This window comes from Blautia faecis (genome assembly GCF_020554845.1).
GTDB classification, from domain to species: domain Bacteria; phylum Bacillota; class Clostridia; order Lachnospirales; family Lachnospiraceae; genus Blautia_A; species Blautia_A faecis.
Window position 1 is genome coordinate 19,721 of sequence record NZ_JAJCIA010000019.1, and the last position, 17,597, is coordinate 37,317.

Below are 17,597 nucleotides of genomic sequence, written 5' to 3' on the forward strand. Positions count from 1 at the left end.
ATATGAAGAAAAACAGAGTAAAAGGTTTACTTGCACTTGGACTTTCTTTGACGATGATGATAAGTACGGCAGGGTGTGGAAAAGAGCAGCAGCTTAATGCGGAGATCAACCCGGACACACCAGTATCTGAGGTACAGTTTCCATTAAAGGAAACAGAGGAGCTTTCTTTTATTACAAGTGCACCGGCTACTTCCACACAGGATCCCAATGAAAGAGTGATTTTCCAGCGACTGGAAGAACAGACAAATGTTCATATTGACTGGACCTGTTTTGTATCCGATCAGTTTTCAGATAAAAAGAATCTGGCTCTGGCTCAGTTTGGAAATCTGCCGGATGGATTGTTTAATGCAGGAATGAGTGATTATGATCTGCTGCGATATGCGAAGCAGGGAATTATCATTCCACTGGAAAATCTGATTGACAAATATATGCCGAATCTTCAGGCTGTGTTTGAAAAATACCCAGAGTACAGGACTATGTGCACAGCACCGGATGGACATATCTATTCTTTCCCGTGGATTGAACAGCTTGGTGCAGGAAAAGAAGCAATTCAGGCGATTGGAGATATTCCATATATTAATAAAAAATGGCTTGACTACCTTGGACTTGAGATTCCTACAACAACAGACGAACTGGAACAGGTACTGATTCAGTTCCGCGATCATGCAGAAGAACTGGAGAAAGAATTTTCCATTGAAGGTGATGTAATTCCAATGTCCTTTATTATCAATAACGGAGATCAGGATCCGGCGATTTTAATAAATGGATTTGGAGAGGGTTACGGAGACACAGGAGATCATTTCGCGGTAACAGATGAAGGAAAAGTAATTTATACAACTGTTCAGGAAGGCTACAAGGAAGGAATTGAATGGCTTCATAAACTGGTGACAGAAGATCTTGTAGATCCGGAAGCCTTTACACAGGAGTGGTCTACTTATGTTGCAAAAGGAAAGAATCACCGTTACGGACTCTGCTTCACATGGGATATTGCGAATATAGATAACAATACAGATTATGTGATGCTTCCGGCACTGACCGGGCCGGATGGCATGAGAAATATTACCAGACAGAACAACAGTGAAACCAGTGGATTTGACCGTGGAAGATGTGTTCTTACATCCAGCTGTCGTAATACAGCACTTGCTGCTGCATGGATTGATCAGATGTATGCACCCCTCCAGTCTCCGCAGAATAACTGGGGTACTTATGGCGAAGAGGATTCCTTTAACATTTTTGAACTGTCTACAAACAAAGACGGCGGCGAAATGTTAAAACATATGGATCTGGGAGAGCAGTCTCCAGTGGAAGTGCGTGAGGCGCAATCTGTAAATGGCCCTCTGGCCGTGCTGAATGAATATTATGATGTATATGTGACACAGCCGGAAGATGCAAAATGGCGTCTGGATAATATGCATGAGACCTATGTACAGGATATGAATAGCAAATATGTTTATCCAAATGTATTTATGAGTATTGATGATACAAACAAAGTATCACAGTATGATACCGATATTAAAAAATATGCAGAACAGAAGAAAGCTGACTGGATCCTGAATGGAGGAATAGAGGAAGAATGGGATTCCTACCTGGAAAAAATGGAGAAATACGGACTTTCAGATTATCTTTCAATCAAACAGAAATATTTTGATCAGTATCAGGAATCCTTAAGCGCGGAAAAGTAACAAAAGATGTAAGAACTGAACAACGACTTTGACAGGAGATTTTTCATGAGCGAAATGTTAGAAAAGGCAAGAAAATATGAATTTACACAGGGACAGCAGATTAAAGCGGAAGACAGACCGGCTTTTCATATAACTCCTTATGTTGGATGGATGAATGATCCCAATGGATTTTCCTGCTATAAGGGAGAATACCATTTGTTTTATCAGTACAATCCATATAACACACATTGGGACAGCATGCACTGGGGGCATGTGGTAAGTAAGGATCTGCTGCATTGGGACTATCTCCCGGCAGCATTGGCACCAGACCAGGATTACGATAAAGTGGGCTGCTTTTCCGGAAGTGCCATAGAGCTGGAGGACGGCAGACAGCTGCTTATGTATACAGCTGTGGACCGGGAAATACTGGAGGACGGAACCGCAAGGGATGTTCAGACACAGGCGGTGGCTGTGGGAGATGGAAAAGATTACGTGAAGTATGACAAAAATCCGGTCCTGACCTTTAAAAATCTGCCGGAAGGTGCAAGCAGAGTAGATTTCCGTGACCCAAAAATCTGGAAAGAAAAAGATGGAAACTTTTATTGTGTCATAGGCAGCCGTCCGGCAGATGGAAGTGGACAGATTCTTCTTTACAGAAGTAAAAATGGTTTTGAATGGGAATTTGTAAGTACTTTGGCAGAGAATAAAAACCGCTATGGAAAGATGTGGGAATGTCCGGATTTCTTTGAACTGGACGGCAAATATGTGCTTCTGACAAGCCCACAGGACATGATTCCGGAAGGAATGGAATATCATAATGGAAATGGAACATTATGTATCATAGGAGATCTGGATTCTGAGACACATACTTTGAAGGAACAGTCTTATCAGAGTGTGGATTATGGAATTGACTGTTATGCAATGCAGACATTGCTTGCTCCAGATGGAAGAAGAATTATGATTGCCTGGATGCAGAACTGGGATACTCTTGCTTATCGCAGAAATGAATCTAAATGGTTTGCACAAATGAGCCTTCCGAGAGAAGTGTCTGTGAAAAACGGAAGATTGTATCAGGTTCCGGTCAGAGAACTGGATTCCATGCGTGCAAATAAAGTCGAGTACAGGGATGTTGTGATTAAAGACACCAGAATTACACTTGACCAGATTGAAGGACGTACCGTAGATCTGGAGCTTGTAATACAACCGGTAGATAAAGATAAGCTTTATAAAAAATTCGAACTCTGTTTTGCAGAGAATGAAAAATATCATTCCACTTTACGATTCCGTCCAGATGAATCAGTTTTGAAAATCGACAGAAGCTTCTCCGGAAGCGAACGTGCAGTGGTTCATCAGAGAGAATGTCTGGTAAATGGTGACTGTAATGAATTGAAATTACGAGTAATTCTGGACAGATTCAGCGCGGAAATATTTATCAATGACGGAGAACAGGTTATGTCTGCTGTGATTCTTACAGAACAGAATGCAAAGGGAATTTCTTTCTTTGTTGACGGTGCGGCTAAGATCGATGTAGTGAAATATGATTTGGTATGAAAGTTCCAGAAGCTTGTCATGAATGAGTAAGGTAAAAATACAAGAATTGGGAGCAACGTATGAAGAAATATGATGTAACGGCACTGGGAGAATTATTGATTGATTTTACTGAAAACGGAAAAAGCAATCAGGGAAATCCACTGTTTGAAGCAAATCCCGGAGGAGCACCTTGTAATGTGCTTGCAATGTTAGCAAAGTTAGGGCATAACACGGCATTTATCGGAAAGGTAGGAAATGATTTCTTCGGAGAACAGTTGAGGGCTGCAATAAAAGAAGTTGGAATTGATGACACTGGATTATGTACAGACGAAAAGATACATACAACCCTTGCTATGGTACATACATATCCCGATGGAGACAGGGATTTCTCTTTTTACCGTAATCCGGGTGCAGACATGATGCTGAATAAAGCTGAAATTTGTGAAGATATTCTCAAAAATACGAAAATTTTTCATTTTGGTACATTGTCTATGACACATGAAGGGGTGCGGGAGGCAACGAAAGAAGCAATTCATATTGCAGAAGAAGCTGGCGCTATTATTTCATTTGATCCCAACTTACGTCCACCGCTCTGGGAGTCTATGGAAGAGGCGAGAAAGCAGGTATTATATGGTCTTGGTCATTGTCAGATACTGAAAATTTCAGATAATGAAATTCAGTGGCTGACAGGAGAAGAAGATTATAGTGATGGCGTAAACTGGATTAGAGAACGTTATCAGATTCCGCTGATTCTTGTGTCTATGGGAAGAGAAGGAAGTCGTGCTTATTATAATGAAATGATGGTGGAAGTAAAGCCGTTTTTACAGGATAATACCATCGAGACAACCGGAGCAGGAGATACATTCTGCGGCTGTGTATTGCACTATGTCTGTGAACATGGAATTAATGGACTAAAAGAGGAAAATCTGGCTGAAATGTTAACGTTTGCCAATGCAGCTGCCTCAATTATCACAACAAGAAAAGGCGCACTGAGAGTAATGCCGGAAGAAAAAGAAATAAAGCTATTAATATAAAATATTCAAAAGAATAGGAATACAACAAAGGGACTTCTTCGGAGGTCCCTTTTAAAATGGGAAAATGTTAATAAAACTTTTTCTTGCTAAATTGTAAAAGTTTGCTAGAATAGTTGTAACAAACACAGTCAGAAAGAACGTTCACAAACGAGGTGACCGCTATGATTACACTGAATGATTATTTATATTCCGGAGATACGGTTTTAAAAATTTTACAGAAATATACAGAGGATCTGCGTAAGGAAGCGAAGAAGAACCATAACGAAGTCGATTTGGTGCACAGCAACTTTCTGCTCCAGATCACGGAACTTCTGGAGCATAATGATTTCCTTACGGCCCAGTCCCAGAAGATCCGGGAATTTTACAAATATATGGCCCATGAATATCCATTTCTTGCTTTTACATTTAAAGGCAGGATTAAGTCATTGATCCGGGCAGAAGAGAAATTTAATGGATATGTAGTGGAATATATTTACGATTATTACCGGGAAAATGGTACCTATCCGTCGGTTGCAGAGCTGAAAAATAAGCTGAGCTGCTTTCGTGATTTTATTGCTTACCGGATTGTGGTCTGTATGCCAAGATGTCACTTGAAGCCAGGGGAAGAACAGGAGCAGGCGTCTATCCGCTATCTTTATGAGATCGCAAATGTGCTGCCAGGATTTCTGGAAGAGAGAGGCTTTACAGCAGAATCGGCTCAGGGAGTGAAATTGAGTACTTCTGATCAACTAAATGATGATGTAAAGCCTTATTACAGAGATTATATTTGTGGTACCAGTGAATATGGGTATCAGTCTTTACATATTACATTTTATGATAACAGCTCCAGATCCTACATGGAGGTACAGCTCCGCACCCAGAAAATGGATGATACTGCGGAAATCGGACCGGCCAATCATCTGGGCTATGAGAAACGCCAGCAGGACGAGCGAGCCAGAAGAGATGTGATCCCGGAAGGGGAATGTGTTTACTTTGATGAGGCTTATGAGCGGGGGATGAAGCTACTTTCCCTGGAATTAGCAGATCTTGACGTGAATATGTTTTCTGCGGTAAATAACAGTCTGATCAACGATGGCTGTGGATTGTTCCGAGGCAGATTGATTCTGCCTTATGAGCATTTGTCCAGATTTCAGAATGATGTGATTGATTGAGAAAAAAGTAAGTGGAGCAATAAAGATGTTAAAGAAAAAGATGTTAATTGCTTTAGGGGTGGCAGCAGTATTGAGTGTGAGCTGTGTAAGTGTGACTGTCTGGGCTGAGGAAAACGCAGAAGAGCAGACAGAGGAAGCAGAGGACAGTTCTAATTCTGAAGGCGAGGAAGATGCTGATTTAGAAGAGTCTGACAATCCGGAGATTGAAGAGGGATACACTACAGAACTAGAAGGCTGCACAAAGGTGGTTTCCTGGTGCAAAAATGAAGACAATAATATTTACGGACAGTTCTATTATCCGGAAGATTTTGACGAAACAAAGACTTATCCAGTAATCATTATGAGCCACGGAATCGGTTCTACTTCCCAGATGGTAGAGCGTGCAAAATGGCCGGAAAAGGCGGCTCAGGATGGATATGTGGTTTATACATTTGACTTCTGCGGCGGTTCCCTTAACGGAAACAGTGACGTAGATTTCATGGATATGACAGTGATGACTGAGAAAGAAGATTTAAGTGCTGTTATGGACTTTGTGAAAACAAAGGATTATGTGGATCAGGATCATCTTTTCCTTCTGGGACAGAGCCAGGGAGGACTTGTAAGTGCTCTGACTGCTGCAGACAGAAAAGATGATGTGGCTGCTATGATCCTGATTTATCCGGCGTTTTGTATTGCGGATAATGCCCGGGAAATGTATGATTCCGCATATGATATTCCGGAAGACAGAGCTGAGATGCCGGTAGGAACTGTGGGTTCTGAGTATGTGAAAACAGTTTATGATCTGGATGTTTATGGCACTATCAGCGCATATGACGGAGACGTGATGATCATTCACGGAATCAATGACAGCCTGGTGCCATACAGCTATTCTGAAAAGGCAATTGAGGAAGCGTATACAGGGGAAGGTTCTGTTCTGATTCCCATTTATGGAAAAAAATCTACCCATGGTTTCGAGATGAACTTTGAAGAGGGAAGAGACTATGCGGAGACAGTTGGATTGGAATTTTTGGATGTGCATTTGAAAGAGGAAGAATAAAGGTTTAGGAAACCAAAAAGTGAAAAAAACATGTAGGGCGTATTTATAGATCGTTATGAATTAAAGGCATTGCAAGGATATTATACCGCGTACTAAAAGTTAGATTTTAATGTCTGACTTTTGGGCGGCATGTTCTACAATGCCTTTTTTTATTTAAGTATATATTTTATAAAAATAATATTGTATAAAATAAATACAAATGGTATAATATTAACGAGGAATGATTCTTAAAAAAATATAAACTCCTTGCAGTACATTATATTTTATGTTACGCTGAATTCACATCTCAGGAACTCTATGTACTATTCGTAGGCGGTTCAGCTCATGAACAGCAGTCTATTCATTGCCATTCGGTGAAGTATTCCTGTGAAATAAGCGTAATAAAGAAGGTGGTGAAACTTGGGTGTAAAAGACCAGGGACTACAGGAGTATCTGAAAGATAACGAACGCTTTGCAGATTTTGTGAATGGTACCTTATTTGCAGGAAAGCAGATTGTGGATCCATGTTATCTTAAGGAAGTACAAAGGAAGAAGAGAGTATCATATAAACAGTCGATTATGGCAAAAAATATACAAAAGAAAAACAATTCTGAAAAATACGGCGAAGAGGAAATTGCCAGGGAAAAAGGTGTTTTTGAAGAGGGAGAATTCGGGGATGACAGCGCGAAGCTCATGTATCTGGAAAGAGAGCGCGATTTCCTTCGTCTCCACGATAAGCCAGGCTGTAGATTTTTGTTGGCATGTGAAGTTGAATCTGGGGCAAATTATGAGATGCCTGTGAGATGTTTTACATATGACAGCATAGAATATACAGATCAGCTAAAAGAGTGGAAAAGAAAATCCCAGCAAATGTTTTGGGGAAGAGGAAAACGTGGGAAAAAACGGCGCCGAATCCGTCGTCCATTGCTTCCGGTATTTCATCAGGTATTATACCTGGGAGAGAAAAGGTGGAAGAGTAAGTTAAAATTACAGGAAATGATGGACATCCCGGAAAATGTGATGAGTTTTTCAGACAGGCTTCCTGATTATGATATTTGTATGATAGATATTCATGAACAGAATCCTGAGTTGTTTCACACGGAATGGAAAGATATTTTCCAGCTTATGAAGCACAGCCGTAAAAAAGACGAATTGAGAAAATACGTAGAAGAGAGTAACGAAGAAATACGAAAGCTAAGTCAAGAAACCAGATGGCTTTTGGCGATATTACTGGAGCAATATGAATTTGTTGATGAAGAGGTTGTGGAGGTGAAGGATATGTGTAAGGCATGGGATGGCGCAATGCAAATGTATGCAGATGAAGCGAGAGCAGCAACGCGGAAAGAAATGAAGAAAGAGATGAAAAAAGAAATGAGAAGACAGGCCAGAGAAAAAGATCGCAGGACCGTTTTTAACATGTTTTCTCGGGGGTATTCACAGAAAGAAATTGCGGCAATTTCCGAGCTGCCGCTTAAAAAAGTACAGAAAATGTGTGAAGGGTTTATCGAGAATACAACAATGGCAGTACATACTTCTTGATTTGGATTAGAAATTACAGAATAGTAGCTGAGAAAGTTTAACGAGAAAAGGCATTGCAAGGAATTATATGGCGTCTGTAAACGATTTGATTTTGGAGTCAAACGTTAGGGAGAGGCTATATCCTGCAATGCCTTTTAAAATCCTTCAAATTTATATGAAAACTGCTAACAGGTACGCTTATGCATCTTGTTTCTCCGGAAACATTTTCCCGAAGAGAAAACGGATCAGCGGTCCACAGTACATAAGCTGCCAGAAGAAGGCTACCGGGAAGTTCATGAAAGTGGTCTGGAGCCATACGGCAACGAACTGGGAACCCGCATTTTTAAACAAGATTGTGGCAATTAAGCTCATGATCGGGCACATAATGCAGATGATCATAACAGAAATTGCAACTGTGATGGCGAAAGGTCTGTCTTTAGGTGTGACAATACGAAAAGCAAGCTTATGGGCAAGGTTATCAACAATAAAGAACTCCAGTACAAATGCAACCGGCCACATAATCTTCATTTCGCCGAAAGCCATGAGAAATACCTGGTTGCTCATTCCACCGATGTTCAGGGAAATGTTGTAGCAGATCATGGCGTAGACCATAAGGAAAGCCATCATCAGAGTGAAAATAACATTTTGAAACTTAGTTTTTGGCATAAAATTGTTCTCCTTTTTCTAAAAATGGGTACAAAAAAGACACATGTGTTGTTCGTTATCAAGTGTACACTTGTGTCGTTTCCAATTTTATACCAGAGCTAATTTGTTATTGAATTGTTTACCGAATGATTATTATACCAGATAAATGGGAAAATGCAATAAAAAAATCGATATATAAGATGGACTAAGAAATGATAATGGGGATTTTTTATAAGTCAGAATGCAGTTTTACTTAAGTTCCTTGGTTATATTAAACTAGTGGTTTATTGCAGAATATATAGTTCTTCTGGTAATATAAAACATGTAAGAAATCATATCGGTCATTATCCCGTTAAGGAGGCGGAGCGGACTGTAAATCCGCTGTTATCATAACACGAGTGGGTTCGATTCCCTCATGGCCGAGTATACTCCTGTAGCTCAGCTGGATAGAGCACGCGTCTACGAAGCGCGGTGTCGAGAGTTCGAATCTCCCTAGGAGTGCTTCCAATGGCAGATGTCTTGGAATAAAGTGAATCAGGTAAGGAAATGGTGCAAAGGAAGAAAGCTGTCTGTGACTAGACGGCTTTTTTTCATTGAGATTCAACTTCTGGATTTTGAAGATGTGCTATTTGCGATGGATTTCTTACACTTTACGTAAAAAACAGGTACAGAAATTGCAGGGTGTTATAATAAATCCATATTATGAATTATGTAAAATAATCGATGGAGGATGAAGGTATGAAAACAAAGCAGGCTGTAAATCCGTATCTGCCAAGCTGGGAATATGTGCCGGATGCGGAGCCGCATATTGTAGATGGACGCGTATACATATATGGTTCTCATGATCTTTTTAACGGCTTGAATTTCTGTCTGGGGGACTATGTATGCTGGTCGGCACCGGTGGATGATCTTGGAAACTGGCGTTATGAGGGAATTATTTTCAAAAGAGAACAGGATCCGGCAGCGCCGAAAATCCGTCTTACAAATGGTCTGGCAGCACCGGATATGATTCAGGGACCGGACGGAAGATTTTATCTTTACTATTTTATGGGTGGCACCAAGATGATCTCTGTGGCTGTCTGTGACAAGCCGGCAGGCAAATATGAATTTTATGGTTATGTAAAATATGCAGACGGTATTCCTATTGGAAAGAAAGAGGAGCCGCTGCAGTTTGACCCGGGCGTTTTTATGGATGACGATGGAAAACTGTATCTTTACACAGGCTTTGCCCTTCAGGGAAATCCTCTTCTGCTTGATGGCTCCAAGCCGACTGAGCACGGTGCAATGTGCTTCGAGCTGGACCCCGCAGATATGCTTACTGTAAAAATGGGACCGAAATACATTGGAATTGCCAGTGAGAAAGAAGCACCAGGAAGTTCTTATGAGGGACATCCCTTCCTGGAAGCAAGCTCCATGCGTAAATTCAATGGAACCTATTACTTCATCTACAGCTCCCTGAACAGCCATGAGCTTTGCTATGCAACAAGCGATAACCCTACAGAGGGCTTTGAGTTTGGCGGTGTTCTGGTCAGCAACGGGGACATCGGCCTTCCTGGAATCACAGATGTAAAAAATGCAAGAAACTGTACCGGAAACACTCACGGAAGCCTGATCGAGATTAATGGAAGCTATTATGTTTTCTATCACAGACACAGTAACCGTAAGCAGTCTTCCCGTCAGGCCTGTGCAGAGCGCATCCGCTTTGAGAATGGCAAATTCTATCAGGCAGAGATGACCTCCTGTGGCCTGAATGACGGACCGCTTAAGGGAAAAGGAAACTATCCTTCCTATATTTCCTGTAACGTATATGGCAAAAAGGGAACCCGTTTCTTAAGTATGATCAAACATCCAAAGTCCGGACATCCATATCTGACTCAGGATGGAAAGGATCGTGAACAGGGGTCAGATCAGTATATTGCCAATATGTGTGACGGAGCAGTTGCAGGCTTCAAATATTTTGACCTGCGTGAGACCTCTAAGGTTCGTATTAATATTAAGGGAAAAGCAACTGGAGTTGTTTATTTATCCACAGAGGAAGGCGGCAAGCCAGTGGCAAAGATTCAGGTGAAACCTTGCAAGGAACAGCACGGTTTTGCAGCTGATGTAAACGGACTCGGTGAGAAAGAGGCACTGTACTTCAGTTACAAGGGAACTGGCGCATTTAATTTTATGTCTTTTGATCTGAAGTAAGATTCCATTAAATGTGCAGGAAATATTCTGCCCGCAAATGGCAGACAGAGCTTAAATAAAGGGAAAAAGAGTTTATATTAAGAGTCAAATAAACCCAGGAGGCGAAATATTTGAACATTACTAATTTTGCAAGAAAACTTGCAGAAAAGCCGGTTTTTAAAACAAGAATCAAATCCGATCAGGTGAAGCTTCCGGAGATTGCCATTGGATATTTTCTGGCGCCCTTTTGCGCCATGTTTGCCAATGCCATTTTCGGTGCCTATCTGAACCGTTATTATGTAGATGTACTTGGCTGGACGAAATTCGGAGCATTTGCCACACTTCTGCCAATTGTATCTGTGATTTTCGTAGTTCTCGGAAATCTGATGATCGGGCAGTGGATCGACAACACCAGAAGTACCCAGGGAAAAGCAAGACCTTATATGATCATTGCGGCCCCCATGCTGATCATAGCCATTATTCTTATGTTTATGACACCAGCTAAGGGCAATAATGCGGTGCAGATGATCTGGATCGCAGTGTCCTATAACCTGTACTATGCACTTGCATATCCATGTTTTTACTGTGCACACAGCTCCATGGTCTCTCTTTCTACCAGAAATTCTGAGAGCCGCGGACTTCTTGCAACACTGTCAAATGCAGCAATGGTTGCTTCTGCCGGAGTTGGAGCCAGCATTGTAGTGCCGATCCTTCTTCAGAGCTTTCTGTTTGTGACAAAGGAAGGCGGAATTGATGTGGATGCAAGCTATTCACACTGGAGGATTATTTCCATAGTTCTTTGTCTGGTAAGTGCATTTGGCTGTATGCTGGAATATTATTTTACCAGAGAGCGTATTACAGAGGAAACCATCAATCTGAATGTAAAGGAAGAGAAGATGCCGCTGAAAAAACAGCTGGAAGGCTGTATCCACAACAAATACTGGTGGATCATCATTCTCTATTTCCTGATTTTCCAGTTTGGCCAGCTGATCAAAAACAGTTCCATGAGCTTCTATGTAAGATGGATGTTTGACAGTGTAATTAATTCTGCAAATCCGGAGCAGACTTCCGGTGCATTAATGTCAACACTTGGTTTGGTTGGTGGAATTCCTACTGCCGTTGGTATGGTAGTGGCATGGCCAATTGCCCGTAAGCTGGGCAAAAAGAGAGCTGTTGTTACAGGACTTTGCTTCTCCGTTGTAGGCGGCCTTGTCTGTTTCCTGAATGTACACAGCTTCGGAATGGTTGCTGCAAGTATGGTACTGAAAGGAATCGGAAGTATTCCGGCAATGTATGTGACGATGGCGCTTCTTTCTGATGTGCTGGATCACCTGGAAGCGAAAAATGGTTTCCGAAGCGATGGATTTACAATGTCTGTTTATAGCTCCATTATGGTAGGTCTTAGCGGACTCTGTATCGGTGTGCTGAACAGTCTTCTTACCTTTGCAGGCTACAGCAATACCGGCATTGCCTGCAATCCGCAGACTCTGGAAATCGTTGAAAATGTGGCAAACTATACAGGGCAGATCGTTTACCGTCAGATGGGCGGCGTGGAGCAGGTACTTGCATTCGCATTCCTGGCGGCAGATGTGATCACATATGCAGTTGTTATCATTCTTATGAGCCGTCTGGATGTAGAAAAACACATTGAAGAGGACCAGAAAAAGATCAAAGAAAATCAGAAGAAAGCAGCTAATATCTAATTGTTTCAGAACCTGTTTCCTGTTATACTATTCTTAGTTAACACAAGTGATTCCGGCTCCCTGGTGCAGTGTCACTGTGCCAGGGAGCCGTTTTAGCCGAATAAGCTGCGAAGAAGCTATTCGATTATGAGAAGGCAGCAAAGCGGATTGGAGTATCCGTTTGATTGAATAGGATAGGTGAGAAATAATTATGATAAGAATTGCAATTGTAGAGGATGACAGGCATGACCGGGAGGCGTTGAAGAAATGCCTGAATCGTTATGAAAAAGAGAACCAGATGAAATTTTCCGTAACAGAATTTCAGGACGGAGAGGATATTGTGACCGATTACACTGCCAGCTATGACCTTATTATTCTGGATATTGAGATGGCTTTTCTCAATGGAATGAAAGCAGCAGAAAAAATCCGCGAGCTTGATACAAATGTAATTATTATTTTTATTACAAATATGCCTCAGTATGCCATTCAGGGATATAAGGTAAATGCGCTGGATTATATTTTGAAGCCAATTTCCTATTTTTCATTTTCAGAGAGTATGGTAAGGGCTCTGGCAAAGGTGAAGACACCGGAGAAGGAGTACATTACCATTGTTCTGAAGGGAGGTAAAAAGAAGCTGGATGTGGCGCGGATTTGTTACGTGGAGGTTCAGGACCATGTGCTGATCTACCACACTCTGGATGGGGATTTTGAGACAAAGGGCACTATGAGGGATACAGATAATCAGTTTGATCCGAAGAAATATTTTCGGTGTAACCGCTGTTATCTGGTAAATCTGGAATTTGTAGAGACTTATCAGGGCAGTGATATTATGGTAAACGGCGACACGATCCAGGTGAGCAGAAGCAGGCGGAAGCCCTTCCTGGATGCCCTGAATGAATATATGAATGAGGTGGAAAAATGAGAGGCACAGTAGTCAACACTCCCGGATATTATTATGCCATTTCCTACTGGCTTTCTGCACTGGTAATGATTCTTGTGCATGGATGCGGGAAAAAAGATGTGTGGAAATATGTGTATGGGGTGTTGAGCTTTATCAGTATTTTTACCGTTATGTTTTTTACAGATGGAATAAAGCAGATGTTTTTCATGCCTCTTATGGTTTGTGTGTTTTTGCTGATGCTTTTGTACATCAGGATGGCAGGAGAGCTTCCATGGCGTGAAACCGGATTTTTCTGTGCGAAGGCATTTATCAACGCAGAATTTGCAGCCTCTTTGTGCTGGCAGATTCATTATTTTTATACAGGTGATTTCAGCGGTCAGGAGAAGGGGACACCAGAGCAGATGCTATGGAGAGTGCTGCATATGGTAGTTATTTATGCAGTACTATACATTCTGATTTATTTGATCGAACGTTATCTGAAAAAGGATATTGAAGAATTGCAGATCACCCGCAGAGAATTACTGGTTGTATATTTTGTGCTGATTATGGTGTATTGTATCAGCAATGTAAGCTATGTGGATGTAAAAAGTATTTTCAGTGCAGGAACAGCTATGGATGTGTTTATTATCCGCACACTGGCGGATCTTAGCGGTATGGCGGTGCTTTATGCTTATCACATTCAGGTAAAAGAGATCCAGATGCGTTTTGAGAAGGATACGCTTCGGAATATTATGGATATGCAGTACAAAAATTACAAGCTTTCCAAGGAGAGTATCGACATTGTAAATCAGAAATACCATGATCTGAAGCATCAGATCAATCTTTTAAAAAGCGGCGCAGATTCTGAAAAAGCAGGGGAATACCTGGAACAGATGGAGCGTGAGATCAAGATTTATGAGACACAGAATAAAACGGGAAATAAGGTCCTTGATACCATTCTTACCAGTAAAAGCATGCATTGTCAGAGACATGGTATTGAGCTGAAATTTATGGGTGAGGGGCAGCTTCTGAATTTTATGGAGGATATGGATATCAGTGCTCTTTTCGGAAATATGCTGGATAACGCTATTGAAAGTGTGGTGAAGATCAAAGACCGTCAGAAACGTTTGATTTCCCTGCACGTGATTCAGGATAAACAGTTTATCCGTATTCGCACAGAGAATTACTGTGAGGAGAATGTTCAGTTCCAGGATGGAATCCCGATCACCACCAAGAAAGATAAACGGTTCCATGGATATGGAATGAAGAGTATGAAAAAAATTGTAGAGAAGTATGGCGGTTCAGTTATGGCGGGCAAGGCGAATAACTGGTTTGAGCTGAAGATACTGATTCCGATGAAACATTAGACGATTTTTAGGAGGAAAGATAATGCCATCATATAGTATAATTGAGAACTTCGAAGTACATAAAAATAACCGTTTTCTGGAAATTGCAGAATCCTTAAAGCCAGAGCTCCGGCATAAAGAAATCAAGGCTGCAAAGGAAATTATGGTGGGAAAAGACCGCCAGATGAGAACAGTTATTACAGAAGAGTACCCGATTGAAAATCTGTATGCAAAATCTTTAAAAAGAGATGATACAGTATTTGTGGATTTCGGGGATCATGCGGTAGGTTATGTGACTCTGGAGCTTAGTAAAACTGGAAGCCATCAGGATGCACCGGTTTATTTTTACCTGAAATTCGGTGAGCGTCTGGAGGAAATGACGGACAAAACTGCCGATTATGACGGCTGGCTCAGCCGTGGCTGGATTCAGGAGGAGTATATTCATGTGGATGTACTTCCGGCGAAGGTGAAGCTGCCAAGAAGATATTCTTTTCGTTATATGGAGCTTCGTGTAATTGATACTTCTGCCAAGTTCCAGCTGAAAATCAATGGTATTTCCTGTGATACGGTTTCTGCTGTAGACATGGAGTCTGTAAAGCCGGTGGATTTCGGAGATCCGCTTCTGAATCAGATTGATCTGGTAAGCCGAAAAACCCTGAAAGAATGCATGCAGGATGTTTTTGAGGATGGACCGAAGCGTGACCGCAGAATGTGGCTGGGAGATCTGAGACTTCAGGCGAGAGCCAATTATTACACCTTTAAGAATTATGATCTTGCCAAACGCTGTATGTATATTTTTGCAGGACTGCTTTTTAATGAGGGAAAACTAAGCGCCTGTGTATTCACAGAACCGGAGATGGAGCCAGATGATACTTACCTTCTGGACTATGCATTGTTTTTCTCATCTGTGCTTCTGGATTATTATGAGGCAACCGATGATCTGGAAACCTTAAGGGATCTCTATGATGTGGCAATTGATCAGATCCGCATTGCCATGACACAGTTAAATGAGAAAAATGTTGTGGAGGATTTAGGTGATGCATTCTGGTGCTTCCTGGACTGGGGAGATGGTCTGAATAAGCAGGCCGGAGCTACAGCAGTTCTTATTTACTGTATCCGTTACGGAATCCGCCTTGCAAAGATTCTGGATAAACAGGAGGATATCAGCTGGCTGGAAGAGAAGCAGGCCATGCTGAAAGAGGCAGCGGTGAAAGAGTTCTGGGATGAAGAGCTTGGAATGTTCGTAAGCGGTCCGGACCGTCAGGCTTCCTGGGCAACCCAGATCTGGATGATTCTGGCCCGTGTCTTTGACAAAGAGACAAACTGTAAATTGATCCATCATGTAATGGAAGTGAATCCGAGAATCCGCATGGTAACTCCATATATGTATCATCACTATATTGATGCGCTTATCCGCTGTGATGAGAAAGAGCTTGCACTGGAAGAGATGAAACGCTATTGGGGCGAAATGATCCACGACGGTGCGGATACCTTCTGGGAACTTTATAATCCTTATAACAGGGAAGAATCTCCATATGGTTCCAGTATGGTTAACAGCTACTGTCATGCATGGAGCTGTACGCCGACGTATTTCCTTAGGAAATTTTATATGGATAATGAGAAATAAGATTGAGAATGAGGATCTTGCAGAAATGCAGGATCCTTTTTGAAATGAGAGAAAGATTCCTGATAAAATACAACACATAGGAAATAATGACTGGCATTACAATATGGGGAAAGGAGCATTTAAATAGCCCTGCCATCATAATGGCAGGGCTAAAATAATCATTTCTTTTTATTCTTTTTGGATTTCTTAGTCTCATTCTGGGCTGCCTGAGCTTCTTCCGCAGATTTCTTAAAGCGTGCGAAAAATCCTTTTTTCTTCTTAACCGGAGCGTCCAGGTTACCGCGGATACCTTTTACACCTACTATGTAAAGTCCACTTACTTCAGCTTTGATCTCTTTCTTCACAGGGATAAGGTCGAATACCTTCTCATCTGCGATAAGAATGGAAATCTTCGGTCCAACTTTAGCCTTAACGATCGGCATCTTGGAGCGGCGGAGAAGCTTCGGTGTCTGGTCGATGACCATCTGTGGGAGACCTGATTCCTTAAGTGGCATTCTCTTCTTATCAATAACGAGCATGGAAACGGTCTGTTTACTTGCCTCGATCTGTGCCTGCTGTTCTTCCTGCTTCTTCTGGGTCTTCTTACCAAAGAAATATAAACCAACCAGTAATCCGATGAGGATTACGAGAATCACCAGAAGGACGATTGTTACTGGATGCATACTTATCCTCCTACTATATTATAAAGTTTCTTAATAACTATTCAGCCTGCACGGTTCCGCAAAGCGTGTGACCGTGAAGGTTACTGTTCGTTCCGTTACCAGTGAACAGTAACCTGTGAAGAAACTGAACAGTTACATTCTTGTTTCACATAAACTACATTTTAACATCATTTTTTGGAAAAGGCAATTGTTTTGTTATCTCCTTTAAAAAGCTTATAAGCTGTGAAAGCATATAAAACCGGTACCGCAAATGCTGCAAGATTCATAAGAACCAGTATAATACTTCCCTTAATATGAAAGAAGTGGGCAATCTGGGGAATAAAGGCCAAAATTCCAAAGATAACGGTGCTCATTCTTCCTTTTTCTGCATTCATCACGCCTATAATTCCAATTGCAATCTGAAGAAGTGTAAATGCATAAGTAAGTGCAAAAGCCTCTGTAGTATCACCATGGCTTACATGTCTGCCCACAATATTAGTGGTTCCGATCCAGAAGCGGGCTGCGATCAAAGAAGCAGAACCCAGGGCTATTTCAAATAGTGCGCTGATGCGCATAATATCTGATCTGTTCATATTTTTCTCTCCTCTGAGTGACGGATAATTTCCGTTATTTCTATTAAATTAGATTTTATCATGTATCTTTTATTTTAACAATAAATGGCAACGGAAAGCAAGGAT

At 41.5% G+C, this 17,597-nt stretch carries 14 protein-coding genes and 2 tRNA genes; 13 read left to right on the forward strand and 3 right to left on the reverse strand.

Translation table 11 applies throughout. The features are described from left to right. The first annotated feature begins 2 nt into the window (after positions 1–2). The 6 genes from LIZ66_RS10680 (at position 3) to LIZ66_RS10705 (ending at position 7,930) form a co-directional block, all read left to right on the forward strand. Positions 3–1,682: a type 2 periplasmic-binding domain-containing protein gene (locus LIZ66_RS10680; protein WP_173715763.1), complete on the forward strand. Its 1,680-nt coding sequence runs from the start codon at positions 3–5 to the stop codon at positions 1,680–1,682. A gap of 45 nt (positions 1,683–1,727) precedes the next feature. Beyond that, the gene (locus tag LIZ66_RS10685) at positions 1,728–3,212 is read left to right on the forward strand and encodes a glycoside hydrolase family 32 protein (protein WP_195982731.1); all 1,485 of its coding nucleotides are present in this window, start codon (positions 1,728–1,730) and stop codon (positions 3,210–3,212) included. Between the two features lie 59 nt (positions 3,213–3,271). Then, positions 3,272–4,225: a carbohydrate kinase family protein gene (locus LIZ66_RS10690; RefSeq protein WP_118577559.1), complete on the forward strand. Its 954-nt coding sequence runs from the start codon at positions 3,272–3,274 to the stop codon at positions 4,223–4,225. A gap of 161 nt (positions 4,226–4,386) precedes the next feature. Then, positions 4,387–5,376: a nucleotidyltransferase family protein gene (locus LIZ66_RS10695; RefSeq protein ID WP_227200819.1), complete on the forward strand. Its 990-nt coding sequence runs from the start codon at positions 4,387–4,389 to the stop codon at positions 5,374–5,376. Positions 5,377–5,401: 25 nt separating this feature from the next. After that, positions 5,402–6,412 carry an alpha/beta hydrolase family protein gene (locus LIZ66_RS10700; protein WP_195982732.1) on the forward strand — a complete coding sequence of 337 codons (1,011 nt, stop codon included), beginning with the start codon at positions 5,402–5,404 and terminating at the stop codon, positions 6,410–6,412. Between the two features lie 399 nt (positions 6,413–6,811). After that, positions 6,812–7,930 carry a hypothetical protein gene (locus LIZ66_RS10705; protein ID WP_227200818.1) on the forward strand — a complete coding sequence of 373 codons (1,119 nt, stop codon included), beginning with the start codon at positions 6,812–6,814 and terminating at the stop codon, positions 7,928–7,930. 177 nt (positions 7,931–8,107) lie between these two features. Here LIZ66_RS10705 and LIZ66_RS10710 read toward each other — a convergent pair whose 3' ends face one another. Then, entirely contained in the window at positions 8,108–8,575 is a 468-nt protein-coding gene (locus tag LIZ66_RS10710) for a DUF2798 domain-containing protein (RefSeq protein WP_118577555.1), read from the reverse strand. 317 nt (positions 8,576–8,892) lie between these two features. Between LIZ66_RS10710 and LIZ66_RS10715 the strand changes: the two genes are divergently transcribed. The 7 genes from LIZ66_RS10715 (at position 8,893) to LIZ66_RS10745 (ending at position 16,258) form a co-directional block, all read left to right on the forward strand. Next, positions 8,893–8,977: transfer RNA gene (locus tag LIZ66_RS10715), tRNA-Tyr, on the forward strand. Positions 8,978–8,981: 4 nt separating this feature from the next. Beyond that, positions 8,982–9,055, forward strand: a tRNA-Arg gene (locus LIZ66_RS10720). Between the two features lie 237 nt (positions 9,056–9,292). Further along, positions 9,293–10,744 carry a family 43 glycosylhydrolase gene (locus tag LIZ66_RS10725; RefSeq protein ID WP_227200817.1) on the forward strand — a complete coding sequence of 484 codons (1,452 nt, stop codon included), beginning with the start codon at positions 9,293–9,295 and terminating at the stop codon, positions 10,742–10,744. A gap of 110 nt (positions 10,745–10,854) precedes the next feature. Next, the gene (locus tag LIZ66_RS10730; RefSeq protein ID WP_227200816.1) at positions 10,855–12,426 is read left to right on the forward strand and encodes an MFS transporter; all 1,572 of its coding nucleotides are present in this window, start codon (positions 10,855–10,857) and stop codon (positions 12,424–12,426) included. Between the two features lie 190 nt (positions 12,427–12,616). After that, a complete protein-coding gene (locus tag LIZ66_RS10735; RefSeq protein ID WP_173769723.1) occupies positions 12,617–13,327 on the forward strand; it encodes a LytR/AlgR family response regulator transcription factor in 711 nt (236 codons plus the stop codon). Further along, on the forward strand, positions 13,324–14,652 hold the full coding sequence (locus LIZ66_RS10740; protein WP_118577553.1) for an ATP-binding protein: 1,329 nt from the start codon (positions 13,324–13,326) through the stop codon (positions 14,650–14,652). The genes LIZ66_RS10735 and LIZ66_RS10740 overlap by 4 nt, the downstream gene beginning before the upstream one ends. Positions 14,653–14,674: 22 nt before the next feature. Next, positions 14,675–16,258: an alpha-L-rhamnosidase-related protein gene (locus tag LIZ66_RS10745; protein WP_195379913.1), complete on the forward strand. Its 1,584-nt coding sequence runs from the start codon at positions 14,675–14,677 to the stop codon at positions 16,256–16,258. Positions 16,259–16,416: 158 nt separating this feature from the next. On the opposite strand, the gene LIZ66_RS10750 is transcribed toward LIZ66_RS10745, so the two are convergent. Both LIZ66_RS10750 and LIZ66_RS10755 read right to left on the reverse strand, forming a co-directional pair. Further along, positions 16,417–16,920 (reverse strand): hypothetical protein, encoded by a 504-nt coding sequence (locus tag LIZ66_RS10750; protein ID WP_118577551.1) that lies wholly within the window; start codon positions 16,918–16,920, stop codon positions 16,417–16,419. Between the two features lie 167 nt (positions 16,921–17,087). Continuing rightward, complete coding sequence (locus LIZ66_RS10755; RefSeq protein ID WP_173715770.1) at positions 17,088–17,492, reverse strand: hypothetical protein; 405 nt, start codon at positions 17,490–17,492, stop codon at positions 17,088–17,090. Positions 17,493–17,597 lie beyond the last annotated feature (105 nt).